Origin of the sequence: Salinirussus salinus (assembly GCF_009831455.1) — an archaeon.
Taxonomy (GTDB): Archaea; Halobacteriota; Halobacteria; order Halobacteriales; family Haloarculaceae; genus Salinirussus; species Salinirussus salinus.
Map to the genome: position 1 here is coordinate 563,533 of NZ_WOWO01000001.1, position 14,458 is coordinate 577,990.

17 protein-coding genes are annotated in these 14,458 nt (G+C 71.2%); 5 read left to right on the forward strand and 12 right to left on the reverse strand.

All coding sequences use genetic code 11. The features are described 5' to 3' along the window. Positions 1-19 precede the first annotated feature (19 nt). The 4 genes from GN153_RS02815 to GN153_RS02830 form a co-directional block, all read right to left on the reverse strand. The gene (locus tag GN153_RS02815; protein WP_159899557.1) at positions 20-958 is read right to left on the reverse strand and encodes an alpha/beta fold hydrolase; all 939 of its coding nucleotides are present in this window, start codon (positions 956-958) and stop codon (positions 20-22) included. A 59-nt stretch (positions 959-1,017) separates the two neighbouring features. Further along, positions 1,018-2,109, reverse strand: a complete 1,092-nt coding sequence (gene meaB, locus GN153_RS02820) for a methylmalonyl Co-A mutase-associated GTPase MeaB (RefSeq protein ID WP_159899559.1) — start codon at positions 2,107-2,109, stop codon at positions 1,018-1,020. Beyond that, positions 2,106-2,519, reverse strand: coding sequence for a cobalamin B12-binding domain-containing protein (locus tag GN153_RS02825; RefSeq protein WP_159899561.1), 414 nt, complete (start codon positions 2,517-2,519; stop codon positions 2,106-2,108). The genes meaB and GN153_RS02825 overlap by 4 nt, the downstream gene beginning before the upstream one ends. 86 nt (positions 2,520-2,605) lie before the next feature. Further along, positions 2,606-3,340 (reverse strand): methyltransferase domain-containing protein, encoded by a 735-nt coding sequence (locus GN153_RS02830; protein ID WP_159899563.1) that lies wholly within the window; start codon positions 3,338-3,340, stop codon positions 2,606-2,608. Positions 3,341-3,427: 87 nt separating this feature from the next. Here GN153_RS02830 and GN153_RS02835 point away from each other — a divergent pair, with 87 nt between their 5' ends. Next, positions 3,428-4,060: a DUF420 domain-containing protein gene (locus GN153_RS02835; RefSeq protein ID WP_159899565.1), complete on the forward strand. Its 633-nt coding sequence runs from the start codon at positions 3,428-3,430 to the stop codon at positions 4,058-4,060. A gap of 107 nt (positions 4,061-4,167) precedes the next feature. Here GN153_RS02835 and GN153_RS02840 read toward each other — a convergent pair whose 3' ends face one another. The 8 genes from GN153_RS02840 to btuC form a co-directional block, all read right to left on the reverse strand. Next, positions 4,168-4,584 (reverse strand): universal stress protein, encoded by a 417-nt coding sequence (locus tag GN153_RS02840; protein WP_159899567.1) that lies wholly within the window; start codon positions 4,582-4,584, stop codon positions 4,168-4,170. Positions 4,585-4,655: 71 nt separating this feature from the next. Next, complete coding sequence (locus tag GN153_RS02845) at positions 4,656-5,417, reverse strand: ABC transporter permease (RefSeq protein WP_159899569.1); 762 nt, start codon at positions 5,415-5,417, stop codon at positions 4,656-4,658. Beyond that, complete coding sequence (locus GN153_RS02850; RefSeq protein ID WP_159899571.1) at positions 5,414-6,394, reverse strand: ABC transporter ATP-binding protein; 981 nt, start codon at positions 6,392-6,394, stop codon at positions 5,414-5,416. Before GN153_RS02850 ends, GN153_RS02845 begins: the two co-directional genes overlap by 4 nt. Positions 6,395-6,633: 239 nt before the next feature. Then, the gene (locus tag GN153_RS02855) at positions 6,634-6,864 is read right to left on the reverse strand and encodes a SelT/SelW/SelH family protein (RefSeq protein WP_159899573.1); all 231 of its coding nucleotides are present in this window, start codon (positions 6,862-6,864) and stop codon (positions 6,634-6,636) included. Positions 6,865-6,918: 54 nt separating this feature from the next. Next, positions 6,919-7,614 carry a DUF7546 family protein gene (locus GN153_RS02860; RefSeq protein WP_159899575.1) on the reverse strand — a complete coding sequence of 232 codons (696 nt, stop codon included), beginning with the start codon at positions 7,612-7,614 and terminating at the stop codon, positions 6,919-6,921. After that, positions 7,611-9,011, reverse strand: a complete 1,401-nt coding sequence (locus tag GN153_RS02865; protein WP_159899577.1) for a heme o synthase — start codon at positions 9,009-9,011, stop codon at positions 7,611-7,613. Before GN153_RS02865 ends, GN153_RS02860 begins: the two co-directional genes overlap by 4 nt. 2 nt (positions 9,012-9,013) lie before the next feature. Beyond that, positions 9,014-10,225, reverse strand: a complete 1,212-nt coding sequence (locus GN153_RS02870; RefSeq protein WP_159899580.1) for an ATP-binding cassette domain-containing protein — start codon at positions 10,223-10,225, stop codon at positions 9,014-9,016. Then, entirely contained in the window at positions 10,222-11,322 is a 1,101-nt protein-coding gene (gene btuC, locus GN153_RS02875) for a vitamin B12 ABC transporter permease BtuC (protein WP_159899582.1), read from the reverse strand. The genes GN153_RS02870 and btuC overlap by 4 nt, the downstream gene beginning before the upstream one ends. 60 nt (positions 11,323-11,382) lie before the next feature. Here btuC and GN153_RS02880 point away from each other — a divergent pair, with 60 nt between their 5' ends. The 4 genes from GN153_RS02880 (at position 11,383) to GN153_RS02895 (ending at position 14,458) form a co-directional block, all read left to right on the forward strand. Beyond that, positions 11,383-12,603: a PGF-CTERM-anchored ABC transporter substrate-binding protein gene (locus tag GN153_RS02880; RefSeq protein WP_159899584.1), complete on the forward strand. Its 1,221-nt coding sequence runs from the start codon at positions 11,383-11,385 to the stop codon at positions 12,601-12,603. A 177-nt stretch (positions 12,604-12,780) separates the two neighbouring features. After that, positions 12,781-13,533, forward strand: coding sequence for a cytochrome c oxidase subunit II (gene coxB / locus GN153_RS02885; RefSeq protein ID WP_159899586.1), 753 nt, complete (start codon positions 12,781-12,783; stop codon positions 13,531-13,533). 170 nt (positions 13,534-13,703) lie between these two features. Continuing rightward, positions 13,704-14,093: a succinate dehydrogenase, cytochrome b556 subunit gene (gene sdhC, locus GN153_RS02890; protein WP_159899588.1), complete on the forward strand. Its 390-nt coding sequence runs from the start codon at positions 13,704-13,706 to the stop codon at positions 14,091-14,093. Continuing rightward, the gene (locus GN153_RS02895; protein ID WP_159899590.1) at positions 14,093-14,458 is read left to right on the forward strand and encodes a succinate dehydrogenase hydrophobic membrane anchor subunit; all 366 of its coding nucleotides are present in this window, start codon (positions 14,093-14,095) and stop codon (positions 14,456-14,458) included. The genes sdhC and GN153_RS02895 overlap by 1 nt, the downstream gene beginning before the upstream one ends.

Below are 14,458 nucleotides of genomic sequence, written 5' to 3' on the forward strand. Positions count from 1 at the left end.
CGCTGGGCCAGGAGTGTCGCTACGCCTCGAACCCGGCCCCGACGTCTCCGCGGGCCACGTCCACGAACTCCCCGGGGTGCTCGACGTGGGGGAGCAGGAGGGCGTCGTCGAAGACGACCAGACGGGCCCCGGCCCGCTCGGCGAGCCGTTCCCCCTCTGAGAGGGGGGTAATGTCGGCGTCCCGGCCCCAGACCAGCGTCGTCTCGGCGTCCAGCTCGGCCAGCGTCTCTCCGAGGTCCGCTTCGGGGTCGAGAAAGCCCGAGATGAACGACGCGGGGGCAAAGCGGGCGCCGGGCTGGTGGCCCGTGGCCCACTCGTAGTCGACCACCTCGTCGGTGAGATTGTCCATGTCGTAGTAGCCGTGGTCCTCGTGGAAGTGGCGCAGCGAGGGCTTGCTGACGATGAGGTTGTAGACTGCCTCGCCCAGCACCGGCGACCGGACCAGCGAGCGCAGCCAGGTCCGCCGGCCACCCATCGAGGTGTCGGTCGGGCAGACGAGCACGAGCCGTTCGACGTCTGCCTCGCGGGCCGCGGTGGCGACGTAGCTGCCGGTCAGCGAGGAGCCGACCACCACGGGTTCGTCGGCCAGGTCCGCGACGGCGTCAGCGACGAAGGTCTCGTACAGCGACGCCGAGTACAGAAGCGGCGGACGGTCCGAGCCGCCGAAGCCGGGCAGGTCCGGCGCGATGACGTGGTACCCCTCGGCCAGGTCGCCGAAGACGCGGTAAAATTCGTGGCTCGACGCGGCTGCGTTGATCCCGTGAAAGAGTAGCAGGTCCGGGTCCTCGGGGTCGCCGGCCTCCGTGTAGGCGACGTCGAAGCCGCGCCAGCGGTAGGTCCCGTGCTCGCCCTCCAGGAACGGGTCGAGCTCCCCGGCGCGGGACGCAAGCAGCCTGTTCGCGGCCGCGGTCGCGCCCGCGGCCCCGACCGCACCGGCGACGAGGTTTCTGAGTTTCATGCGCGCCCGTTGGTGCGCGTGGTGTTTATACCAAGCGGCTGCGGGGGGGCGGTCGGGTCTCAGTCCTCGGGGGTCGGCTCCCGCTCGGGCCTTGCGGCGTCCCCCCGGTCGTCCCCCTCGACGCAGTCGGCGATGGGTGCGAGCAGTTCGTCGGCGACGGTGTAGGGGTCGGTCTCGCCCGCGACGATCTCCTCGACGTAGCCGTCGAGGCCGCCGCGGCGCTCGATCTCGGCGGCGAGCAGGTCGTTGAGGTCCTCGCGAAGCAGCGTCCGGACCTCCTCGGCGTACCGCGTTCTGGTCTGCTCGTCGCCCTCGCCCGACTCCGCCAGGTGGGTGCGGTGCTCGGACAGGGCCGCCAGCAACTCCTCGACGCCCTCGCCGCGGTTGGCGACGGTCTCGACGATCGGCGGCGTCCAGCCGTCCTCGTCGTCCTCGCCATCCCCGGGGCCGAGCCCCTCGACGGTCTCGGCGGTCGCGCCGTGGTGGCCGACGTCGCTGGGGACGCCGCCCTGCTGGTACTCGACCAGCTCCCGGAGCTCCTGAACGGTGCGGTCGGCGCCGTCAAGATCGGCCTTGTTGACCACGAACAGGTCCGCGATCTCGAGGATCCCGGCCTTGAGCATCTGGACGTCGTCGCCCGACCCCGGCGGGACGAGCACCGCCACGGAGTCGGCGGTCCGGACGATGTCGATCTCGTTTTGGCCGGCGCCGACGGTCTCGATGATGACCTTGTCCTTGCCGAAGGCGTCGAGCGCGGTGACGGCGTCGGAGGTGGCCGCCGAGAGCCCGCCCAGCGACCCCCGGGCGGACATCGACCGGAAGAACACGTCCATGTCGCCGACGTTCGACCCCATCCGGATCCGGTCGCCGAGCACCGCACCACCCGAGTACGGCGAGGAGGGGTCGATGGCGATCACGCCGACCGTGAGCCCGCGCTCGCGGTAGGCGGCGGCCATCTTGTCCACGAGGGTGGACTTGCCCGCGCCCGGCGAGCCGGTGATCCCGATGACGTCCGCCCGGCCGGCGTGGGCGTGCAGCGCCGAGACGAGCTCCCGGTACCCCTCCGCGCGGTTCTCGATGGTGGTGATAGCCCGCGCGAGCGCGCGATGCTCGCCGGCGAGGACGCCCTCGACCAGCTCCTCGGTGTTCATCGGTCGGGCGCGTGCTCGCGGACGTACTCGACCATCTCGCCCATCGACGCGCCGGGGCCGAACACCTCGTCGACGCCCTGGGCTTTCAGCTCCGTCTCGTCCTCGTCGGGGATGATCCCGCCGACGATGATCAGTGTGTCCTCGAAGGCACCGTACTCCTCCAGCCCCTCGACGATCTGGGGGACCAGCGTGTCGTGGGCTCCCGAGAGGATGGAGATGCCGAGAACGTTGACGTCCTCCTGGACTGCGGCCTGGACGATCTCCTCGGGCGAGCGGTGCAGCCCGGAGTAGATGACCTCGAAGCCGGCGTCACGGAACGCCCGGGTGATGACGTGAGCCCCGCGGTCGTGTCCGTCCAGTCCCACCTTCGCCACCAGACAGCGGATCGTCTGTTGCTCCTCGACGCTCATACCACCCCTTACACGCCGAACCCGCTTTCACGCTTACGGTGAGACGCCGTCGCATACCTCCCGGCCCGCCGCGCCGCGTCGACGGCTCACGATAGCGTCCCGACGACCCACAGCCACCGCTGCTCGACGGTCCCCGAAAGCGGTTCCAGCAACTCGCGCGCCCGCTCCACACGTTCATCCGGCGGGAGTCTCGGGTAGAGGCGGGCGGCCATCGCCGGGATGGCGTGAAAGCGCCTGACGTCCGCGGCGGTCGTCGCAAAGCGCCAGGTCCCGGTCGCGACGTCGAACTCCCCTTCGAGCGCCGCCCGAACCTCGTCGGCACCCGTCGGGGACCGCGAGTCGCGCTCCAGGCTGGCGAAGACTCCCTCGCCGTCCGCGGTGACCCAGCCGAGCGGCGCCGTGGCGCCGACGACCCCCTCCGACCCCAGGACGCGGGCGGCCTCCCGGGCCGCGACGGCGGGGTCGGGGACCAGAAAGAGCGAGGCGGTGAAGGCGACGGCGTCGGCGGCCCCGTCGACGAGCGGGAGCCGGTCGACGTCTGCCTGGACCGGGTGGCCGTCACCGCGGCCGACGGCCCGGAGCATCTCCCGGCTGACGTCGACGGCCACGACCCGCTCCGTCCGCTCGCCGGCCGCGAAGACGCGGCTGCTCGCGCCCGTCCCGGCACCGGCGTCGACGACCGTCCGCAGACGCGCGTCGGCGCGGGCCCGCAGTTCCGCGTCGAGCAGGCGCGCGAGGGTCTCGAACCGCCCGGTCCGGCGCTCGTAGGCCTCGTAGGCCGAGACGCTGTCGTCGAAGTTCGCCCGGACGACCTCCTTCATGCCTCCGACTGTGGCGGCCGGCTGATAGTGATTTCCCTCCGAACTCGACACCGCAAGGGAGTTTTGCCTCCGCGCCTACCTCCGGGTATGGCAGTCGCCGACCGCATGCAATCGACGCTCCGGGCGCGGCCGGGCGCCGTCACGGCCGTGCTCTCGGTCATCGGATACGTCCTCGTCGGGAGCGCGCTCAACGGCGTCCTCCCGCTGTTTCCCGAGCTCTCCCGGGACACCGTCCTCCTCTTCAGCCACCTCATCGCCGGGATCAACACGCTGGCACTCGCCTCGATCCTCGCCGGCGTCTACTTCATCCGCAATCGCGAGTACCGCAAGCACCGCGCCGCCATGCTCACCGCTTTCGGGCTCATCGTCCTCTTCCTGTTTTTCTACCTCTGGAAGACCGGCGGCGGCTTCGAGAAGTCTATCGTCGCCCCCGAGGCAGTGACGCTGGTCTATCTGGTGATGCTGGGGATCCACATCCTGCTCTCGGTCGTCGCCGTCCCCGTGGTGCTCTATGCCGTGATCCTCGGGCTGACACGCTCCGTCGAGGAGCTGAAGGAGACCCGCCACGCGCAGGTCGGCCGGGTCGCGGCGGCCGCCTGGGCAGTCAGCCTCTTTCTGGGCGTCGTCACCTATCTCCTCCTGAACCACGTCTACTCCTGGGAGGTCCGGGAGGCCACGGCGCTGCTGGTGCTCGTCGCCGCGCCCCGGCTGCGGCGGTAACGGCCCGGCAGTCGGCTCCGGCGGCAGCCGCTCGGCAGGGTTGGGACTACGCCGCCGCTCGTGTGGAACATCCGTCGCGACACGACGCCGTCTGAAACAGATCCGGGTCAGCGAACGACGATGACCGTAACCGGAGAACGCCGGACGACGTTCTCGGCGACGTTCCCGAGCAACACGCGGGAGACGCCCTCCCGGCCGTGACTTCCGACGACGATCTCCGACACGTCGTGTTCCTCCGCGAACGAAACGATCTCCCTGGAGGGCTTGCCGACGACGGTCTCGACCCGGAACTCCACGTCCTCCGTCTCCAGCACCGCTTTGAGGTCCTCGGACAGCTCGGTCGTCTTCTCGTGTTGCATCTCTTTGAGCCGCTCCTGGATCATATCCAGCCCCGCCTCGATCATCCCGTCGGCCGCTTCGATGACCCGCAACAGAACGATCTCCTCCCCGTCAGCGGCTTTGATCGCACGCTTTACCGCTTTCTGTGCCGGGTGGGACCCGTCGTAGGCCACGAGGATCGACATACGACTACTCGACGCCGGGCGAAAATAAACCCCGCCTCTTGCCGGATCGCCGTCCGACTTCGGGGCCCCGTTCAGTCGGTGGTCGGCAGCGCGCGCGCCCCGACCGCCAGCGCCAGCACGGCCAGCACGGCGAGCACCGCCAGCATCGTCGCGGGGTCGCCGACGCCCGTCCCGTCGCCGGTGTAGGTGACCGCGCGCACCCCCCGCGAGAAGTAGGTCAGCGGCGACAGCTCCGTGGGCAGCCACGCGGGCAGGAGACTCCGCGGAACGAACGTCTCGGAGAGAAAGAGCAGCGGGAGCGCGACGGTGTTGCTCGCCGCGATCACGCCGTCCTGGGAGTCGGCGAGCGCGCCCAGCAGTGCCCCCACCCCACAGAACAGCGCGACGCCGAGGACGACGAAGGGCACGAGCAGGGCAAGTGTCGGCGAGAGGGGAAGCGAGACGCCCGTGAGGCCGACAAGCAGCCCCAGAAGCAGGAGGCCGGCCGCGCCGATGACGGCGACGTTGACGAGCGTGCCGGCGAGCAGCCACTCGACCCGCGAGAGCGGCGTCGTCGCCAGCTTCTCGAAGCGGTTGCCCTCGCGGTGGCGGGCTACCTCGCTGCCCACCCGCGAGAGCGGCGTGAACAGCACCACCACGGCCAGATACCCCGGCACGTACCAGCCCGCGGGCTCCGCGAAGAGCCCGCCCGCCGCCTGCGCCTGCACGAGCACGCCGAAGATGAGGACGACCAGGAAGGGAAAGACGAAGGTGAAGAAGACGGCGGTGCGCCGGCGGAGGAAACTCCGCGAGGCGGCGACGAACTCCCCGCGGACCCGTCCGAGCCGGCTCACGCCACCGCCTCCTCGGCGACGGCCTCGCCCTCGACGACCCGCTGGCCGGTCAACTCGAGGTAGACGTCCTCGAGGTCGGGCTCGGTCCAGGTCAGCGAGTCGTAGCGCACCCCGGCGCCCGAGAGCCGGTCGGCGACCGTCCCGACCTCCTCGGGCGGGACCCCCCGAACGGTCAGCCGGCCGTCGCGGCGCTCGACCGGGTAGCCGAGCTCCGGCAGGCCCGGCATCTCGGCCGCGTCGGGCGTCGCGGCCGTGCCGCCCCCATCGCTCCCGGAGCCGCCCCCACCGCCCCCACTGGTCAGCCGGACCCGCAGGAGGCTGTCGCCGCCGTGTTCCGCGACGAGCCGCTCGGGCGTGTCGACCGCGAGCAGGCTGCCGTCGGTCATCAGGCCGACCCGGTCGGCCAGCCGCTGGGCCTCCTCCATGTAGTGGGTGGTCACGAGCACCGTCGCCCCGGCCTCGGCGCGGGCCGAGAGCAGGTCCCAGAGCTGGCGGCGGCCGGCGGGGTCGATGCCAGTCGTCGGCTCGTCGAGCACGAGCAGGTCGGGGTCGTTGACCAGCGCCGTCGCCACGCAGGTCCGGCGCTGTTGCCCACCGGAGAGGTTCTCGTAGTAAGTGTCGGCGTCACCGGCCATCCCCACGTCTTCGAGGACGGCTTCGACCGGCCGGCGGTCGTCGTAGAGGCTGGCGTAGTAGGCGAGCAGTTCGCGAGCGGTCAGCCGCGCCGGCGGGTCGAAGTTCTGCGGGAGGAGGCCGACGCGCTCGCGGGCCACCGCCCGGGGGTCCTCGCCGAACAGCTCGACGCGACCCTCGGCGTCGGTCGTGCCCACGAGCGCCCGGACGAGCGTGGTCTTCCCCGCGCCGTTGGGCCCGACGAGCCCGAACACCTCCCCCTCCTCGACGCTGAGCGAGACGCCGTCGACGGCGACCGTGTCGCCGTAGGCCCGCGAGACGTCCTCGGCGACGATGGCTGTCATGTCCGGTCCTGCGTGTGGGGCGGCAAAATGCCGTTCGGTCAGCGCCCGGCGGTCAGCCTGCGAGCAGCGCAACCACGAACCCGACGACGATCAGCAGGACTACGAGCACGAGTCCGTAGAACATGAACCGGTCCGCGCCCTCCATGCGCTCTGGTTATGCTTCTACCCGCTTGACCGTGACGCCGGAATGATGGGGGTGTCCATCCGCCGGATCCGCCGGTCCCGCGGCCGCGACCCGGCTACAGCGCCGCCCGGACCGCGCGGACGATCCCGTCCACGTCGAAGGCCTCCTCCTGCTTGTCGTAGACCGTCTCGCCGTCGACGCGGACCTCGAACACGCCGCCGTCGCCCATCACCAGCCGGAACTCGTCGATCTCCGCTTCGAGTGCCCCCAGGACTGCCGTCTCCACATCCAGCGCGCGCCGCCGGAACTCACAGGGGACGCAGTACTCCAGTTCGACCGTGGTCATGGTCGCGGATAGGCCGCGGGCGGACTCGAAGCTGTCGACTCCGGCCGGAACGGCTCACCCGTCGCCGCGGACGAGGCTCGGCCGCCAGGTCAGCAGGACCACCGTCACCCCGAACACGGCCGTCGAGAGGAGATAGGAGTTGGCGTAGGTGAAGCCGGCGATGGCGCTCCCGCTCCCCGCCAGGCCGGAGGCCAGGCCGGCGACGACCGGGAAGGTACAGGAGACACAGGAGAAGAGGCCGAGGACGCCGCCGGCGAGCGCGCTCGCGGCGTCCAGCGCGGTGACGTAGACGAGGTAGGCGAGCGCCGCGAACCCGACCAGCTTGTAGGGGAGGACGACGAGGCTGAACAGCGAGCCGCTGTAGAAGAAGGCGGGGTTCCAGCCCGGCGGGAGCTGGAGGACGTTCAGGTAGGAGCTCGTCACGCCGCTGGGGCCGTTGACGATGCCGCCGAAGACCGCGAGCAGCCCGAAGTAGCCGACGGCGACGGCGGCCGCGGTGGCCTTCTTCCGGGAGGGGGCGGCGGGGACCTCCGTGTGCATCACTGCCCAGCCGGAAAGGTTGATCCAGACGAACGGGATGACCGCGAAGAGGGGGTCCCGGAGCGTCACGTCCGTCGCGAGGGTGTAGTAGCCAACCAGGATCAGGAACTCGGCGTTGAGAACCATCGCCCAGTAGACGGCTGTCCGGCGGTCGGGCCGGAGCCCGGCCAGTCGCTCGCGCCAGCCGGCCAGCGTGGCGTCCGCGCTCATAGCACCAGCCCGTCGACCACGATGGCCAGCAGGACGGTCCCGAGGTAGGCGTTCGAGGCGTGGAAGGCCCGGAACGCAGCCGCTTCGGTCTGCTCGCGGTGCAGGCGGACCACGGCCCAGACGAAGACGGCCCCCACTGCCGTGCTGGCGGCGGCGGAGAGCCAGCCAAGCGGCGTCAGCCAGATCAGCGCTGCCGCGGCCACGAGCGTCAGCCCGGCCCACAGAAGGATGTGCTTGCGCGTGGCCGTCTCGCCCCTGACGACGGGCATCATCGGGAAGCCCCCGCGGGCGTAGTCGTCCTTGTACGCGAGCGCGAGGTTGTAGAAGTGGGCGGGGGTCCAGACGAAGATGAGCCCGGCCAGAAGCAGCCCCGGCAGGCCGACCTCGCCGGTGACGGCGGCCCAGCCGATGAGCGCCGGCAGGGCGCCCGCCGCGCCGCCGATGACGGTGTTCTGGACGGTGTTGGGCTTGAGCAGGAGGGTGTAGACGACGCTGTAGAAGAGTATCGCGGTGAGGCCCAGCAGCGCGGCCAGCAGGTTCACCTGCAGGAAGAGCCCGAGCGACAGGGCCACGAGCAGGCCGCCGAAGGCGACGGCGTTGCGGACGGGGATGGCCTGGGTGACCGTCGGTCGGTCGTCGGTCCGGGACATCCGGCGGTCGCGGTCGCGCTCCAGCACGTGGTTGAACGTCCCGCTCGCGCCGATGGCGAGCACGCCGCCACCGAGTGTCAGGACGATGGTCCGGGCCGACAGCCCGTCGGGCCCGGCCGCCAGCGCCATCGCCGCCGCCGCGACGAGCGCGAGCAGCCACATCAGCCGCGGCTTCATCAGCCGGAAGTACGCGTACAGCCGGTCCGAAAGCGAGAGGTCCGGCGCCGCCGACGGCGTGGGCTCCGGAGCCGACTCCGCGCTGCCGAGTCCGGACGGCGGCGCGGACGCGGGGCCGACGGGGTCGTCGTCGCCGCCGGTCTCGGCCTCGAGGCGCCAGGCCAGCGCGAACAGGAAGGCGGCGAAAATACTCATCCCGACGAGGAGGTGGAGGCCGGGAAGCGGCAGCGCGCCGCCCGAGACCGCGACCCAGGCGCCGATGCCGACCTGGACCGGATAGAGCGCGAGGCCGGCCGCGCCCGCCAGGCGGACGCGGCGGCTGTCGTCACGGAGCGCGGTGAGTCCCGCGGCGAGCACGGCGACGCCGACGAGCGCCGCGAGCGCGCGGTGGCCGACGGCGACCAGCACCGTCGGTGCCGAGAGGTCACCGGCACAGAGCGGCCAGGACTGGCAGGCACGGGCGGCGTCCGCGATCCCCGCAGTGGCGCCGGCGACGACCAGCAGGTAGACGCCGGCGACCGCCGCGGCGTACAGCGTCGCCGGACGCGGACGCCATCGGGTGCCCGTCATACCTAGGTCTTTGAGTTGGGATACTTAGTCCCCGCGTTTCCGCCCGTCTCCGGAGCCGGTGTCCCCTCGCCTCCGGCCTCCTCTTCCAGGACGGCCGCGACGGGGTCCTCGCCCTCCCCGACGGTCACGGTGTGGCCCGCCCCCCGGGGCAGCGCTCCCGCCTGGACCCGCTCGCGGGCCACCTCGCTGCCCGGCCCGCCGGTGTCGACACAGACGTCGGCCTCCCCGAGCAGCCGGTCGAGGTCCTCCGTCACCGCGGGGGCCGTCGGGTCGCCGAATGCAGGGACGGTGACGACCGGACAGTCAAGCCCGCGTGCCGCCTCCGCGGCGGCGTCACCCTCGGGGACGGGCCCGAGACTCACGGTACAGCCGGCCCGCCAGAGCGCGCTCACCGCCCGGGCCCCGGCCCGGCCGCCGCCGGCGACGTGGACCCGCAGGCCCCGCTCGGGGCGGTCCCGCAGCGCCGTCACGGTTGGGGCTCCGGTCGCGGGGTCGACCTCCACGGCGGCGGCCGTCCCGAAGACGGCCTCGAGAGCGTCCGCGGTGAGCACCTCCGCGGGCGGCCCGGCGGCACGGATCTCCCCGCCCGAGAGCAGGCAGACCCGGTCACAGAAGCGGGCCGCCAGGTCGAGGTCGTGGATGGCCGCCAGCGCCGTCCGGCCCTCGCTCACCAGGTCGGCGACGAGGCCGAGCATCCGGACCTGGTGGTCGATGTCGAGGCTGGCAGTGGGCTCGTCGAGCAGCAGGGCGGGGGTCTCCTGCGCGAGCGCGCGGGCGAGCAGGACGCGGCGGCGTTCGCCGCCGCTGAGCGAGCCGATGTCGCGGTCGCGAAACCGGGCGACGCCGGTCCGCTCCATCGCTCGCTCGACGGCGTCGCTCCCGTCGGACCAGTCCAGCCGGGAGCGGTGTGGCGTCCGCCCCATCTCGACGACCCGCTCGACGGTGAAGTCGAAGGCGACCGAGCCGTCCTGTGGCACCGTGGCCACCAGCCGGCTGACCGCCTCGGAGGCGGTCTCGGCGACCGGCCGGCCGTCCAGGGTGACGGCTCCACCGTCCGGTTCGAGCACGCCGTTGATACACCGCAGCAGGGTCGTCTTCCCGGCGCCGTTCGGGCCGACGAGGCCGACGAACTCCCCGTCCCCGACGCGGAGAGTCACACCCTCCAGCACCTCGGTCCCTCCGAGCGCGAGTTCGACCCCCTCGGCGCGGATCACAGCGCGTGCACCTCCCGCTTGCGCAGCAGGTAGAGGAAGAAGGGGGCGCCCACCGCGGCGGTGACGATGCCGACGGGCAGTTGTTCGGGGCCGGCGCGGGCGAGCGTGTCCGCGAGCACGAGGAAGGTCGCGCCACCGAGCGCGCTCGCGGGCAGGAGCACGCGGTGGTCCGGCCCGACGAGCAGGCGCATGATATGAGGGACCACGAGGCCGACGAAGCCGATGACGCCCGCGACCGCGACCCCGGCTGCGGTGACGACGCTGGCGGCCGCAAGCAGCAGCCGCTTGGTCCGTTCGACCTCGACGCCCAGCGTGTGGGCGTCCTCCTCGCCGAGCAGGAGCGTGTTCATCTCGCGTGCGTACGTGAGCAGGAGGACGAAGCCGAGCACGGCGACCGGCAGCGTCGCGCCCACCTCCCCCCAGGTGGTGTTGTAGAGGTGCCCCATCAGCCAGAGCACGGCCTGTTCGAGGCTGTCGCCGGACTGCAGGAGGAGATAGGAGATGACCGCACCCAGAAGCGTCTGGACGGCGACGCCGGCCAGTAGGAGGGTGGCGACGGGGGTCCGGCCGCCCTCGCTTGCGATCAGGTAGACCGCGAAGGCGGTGACGAGCGCGCCGACGAAGGCGGCCGTCTGGAGTCCGAACGGGAGGGACAGCGGCAGGGCGATTGTCGCCACCGCACCCACGGCAGCGCCCGAGGAGACGCCGATGATCGAGGGGTCGGCCATCGGGTTCCGGAAGAAGCCCTGCATGACGGTGCCCGCGGCCGCCAGCGAGAAGCCCACCACGGCCGCCAGCGCGATCCGCGGGAGCCGCAGGCTCCGGACGATCGTCTCCGCGCTCCCGTCGACCTGGAAGTCGAAGAGGTAGGTGTACTGCAGGTCGACGGTCGGGAACGGCATACTGAGGGTGCCCACGCCCGCGGCGGCGGTGTTGAGGTCGACACCCGTCGGTATCCCGACCGCGTTCAGGCTGGCCCTGGCGACCGTTCCCGGCGCGAGCGCGACCGGCCCGACCATCGCGCTCCCGACGACCGCGACACACAGCGCGCCGAGCAACCCGGCCGACCAGGCGGCGGCGCGAGCAGTGGTCCGCATCTCTCAGCAACTCCGATTGCTTTAGGCAAATATTTGTTGCATAAGTCCGACCGGGTGGGTATGCGGCGCACACTGGTCGCGGTCGTGGCGCTGGCACTCCTGGTGCCGGCGGCCGCGGGCCCCGCGACGGCGGGCGGAGTCGTACAGGCAGCCGGCGACGCGCCGGTTTCACAGCAGGGCGGCGTGGACTGTTCGTTCCCGGTCTCGGTGACCGACGCGACGGGTCAGACGGTCACCGTCCAGCAGGAACCGGACCGGGCGGTGGCGCTGCAGGCGAGTGCCGCCCAGACGATGTGGGAGGTCGGCGCCCGGGGGAAGGTCGTCGGGATGCCGGTGCGGCCGTACACGGCCTACCTGAACGGCTCGACCGAGCGGACGGGCGTCCTCGCGGAGGACGGCAGCGTCGTCCAGGAGCAGGTCGTCGCGCTCGAGCCGGACCTGGTGCTGGCGCCGAACGCGCTGCTCGCGCCCAACGAGACCGTCGAGAGCCTCCGGCAGTCGGGGCTGACGGTGTACCACTTCCGGCAGGCCAACTCGCTGGAGTACGTCTACGAGAAGACCCGGACGACCGGGCTGCTGGTCGGCGAATACAACAACGCCTCCCGGCGCGCCGCGGAGATGGAGGCGACCGTCGAGGCCGTCCGGGATGCAGTCGCCGACGAAGAGAACCCCCGGGTGCTCTACCTGCTCGGCCCGAGCGGCTTCGCCGCGGGGTCGAACACCTTCATCGGTGAACTGGTCGCGGCCGCGGGCGGGAACAACGTCGCCGGCGAACTCGAGGGCGGGTACAGCGTTGTCAGCGGCGAGACGGTCGTCGCCGAGGACCCCGAGTGGATCGTCGTCCCCGAGGGACGGGAACTGCCCAAGACCGACGCGATAAACGGGACCACGGCGGTCCAGGAGGGGCAGGTCCTGCGGGTCAACGACGACTTCCTGAACCAGCCCGGCCCGCGCAACACGGAGCCGCTGAAGGCGATGGCTCAGGCCTTCCACCCCGAGGCCTACGCGGCGGCGAACGTCGAGAACCCGGAACTGCCGTCGTACCCGACCTGTGAGGCCGACAGCGGGACGCCGACGGACGCCGGCGGTGACGGCGGCACGGGGACGGCCACTGCCACCGCGACGGCGAGCGACGCGACAGCCGGCGACGACACCGGGCCGGATGGCACCGACGAACCCGCGACGACGCCCGGCGCGGGCAGCCCGGGCTACACGGTCGTGACGGCGCTGGTGGCACTGCTCTCTGTGCTCGGGGCGGGCGCGCTCCGCGGGCAGGACTGACTGTCGGCCGACGGGCCGCGGGACCGCCCGCACGTGGCGCCCGCGGACGTGCTCGTTCGGACCGTCCGGCGTCGCTCCTCCTGGGGGCTCACGGGCTCGCTCCTGCCGGTGGTTCACCGGCCGCCGAACGGGAGATGCACCAGTTATTTACGGACCAGTTCCTAAGCCCCGCTCACAATGGAACTTCGCCGCGTCGGACCTGCCGCGCTGGTCGCGGCGGTCGGTCTCGCCGTGCTCGTCGACCCCGTGGCCGCCCAGTCCGGGGCCGACACGACGACGGAGGCCCTCATCAACGACCTCAACAGCCTGTTGCTGTACATCGCGGTTCCGATCGCGGTGCTGGTCGAGGGCATCCTCATCTACACGGTCTGGAAGTACCGGAAGAGCGACGAGCCCCAACCGACAAAGGAGAACCGCCGGCTGGAGATCGCCTGGACGGTCGCCACCGCTGTCATCCTCGTGGCCGTCGGGATCGGCGCGTACACCGTGATGGCCAGCCCCTGGGTCAGCGCCCAGTCCGACCAGGCGCTGGACTCCCAGCAGGAGCCAGTCGAGATCAAGGTCGTCGCCCAGAAGTACTTCTGGAGCTTCGAGTATCCCAACGAGACCGTCCGGGAGATCACCGGTAACGAGTCGGCAACGGGCTTCAGCTCGACGGACAGGCTGGTGATGCCGACCGACAGGCCGGTGGAGCTGAACATCACCTCCCGGGACTGGCTGCACGCGCTGCACGTCCCCGACATGGGACTGAAACAGGACGCCTTCCCCGGCCAGTGGAACACCCTGCTGACCCAGGCCAACAACGAGGGTGAGTACCAGCTCTACTGCGCGGAGTACTGCGGAGCCGGTCACTCCAACATGTTCGCGACCGTCGACGTCCGGAGCCAGCAGGGCTTCCAGGAGTGGGTCGAAGAGGAGTCCGGTAGCTGAGGCCCGCTGACTGACACGCCTCCTGTCGTATCCGTGCTCGCCTCCGGCTTCGTTCCCTGTCCGGAGAGCGGCCGTGCTGCGGGTGAGCGGACATGTTCGGCCAGGAGCGGGTCGCTGGACGGCGCTGCTGTGTAGAAACTTCTAACTACACCCGGTACTTCGCCCGGGGTATGAGCACGCTAGACAGAGGGACCATCGAGGACTTCGGACGGTGGCGGGAGTTCGCGCCCGGGATGTGGGCGTGGATCTTCCACAAGTTCACCGGCTGGGTACTCGTCGGCTACCTGTTCACGCACATCGCCGTGTTGAGCACGGCGACCGGCGGTGCCGAGCTGTACAACAGCACGCTGGTCGGGCTGGAGAGCCTGCTCGTGGTCCGGTTTCTGGAGGTGGGGCTGCTCGCCGTCGCCGTGTTCCACATCCTCAACGGGATCCGGCTGCTCTTCGTCGACCTCGGCGTCGGCCTCACCGCACAGGACAAGAGCTTCTACGCCTCGCTGGTGCTGACGGGCGTGATCGTCGTCGCCAGCATCCCGACGTTCCTCGGGGGTGCGGTCTGATGGCCGAACACTACTCCTCGTTCGAACGCGGCGGCCGGCGGTGGCTGCTCCAGCGGATTACCGCGGTGTTCCTGATCGGCGTGCTCGCCTTCCACTTCGTCCTGCTTCACTTCGTCAATCACGCCGCCGACATCCGCTTTGCCGGCACGCAGATGCGGATGAGTCAGCTCGGCTACTTCGTCACCATGTGGCTCTTCCTGGCCACCGCCACGTTCCACGGCGTCAACGGCGTCTACAACGCGCTCGTGAACATGGGGATCGAGGGGACACAGAAGCGCGTCGTCGCGGGCGTACTGGCCGTGGCCGGCCTCCTGCTGGTCGCGCAGGGCACCCGCGTCGCGCTCGCAATGACCAACATCGTCTAA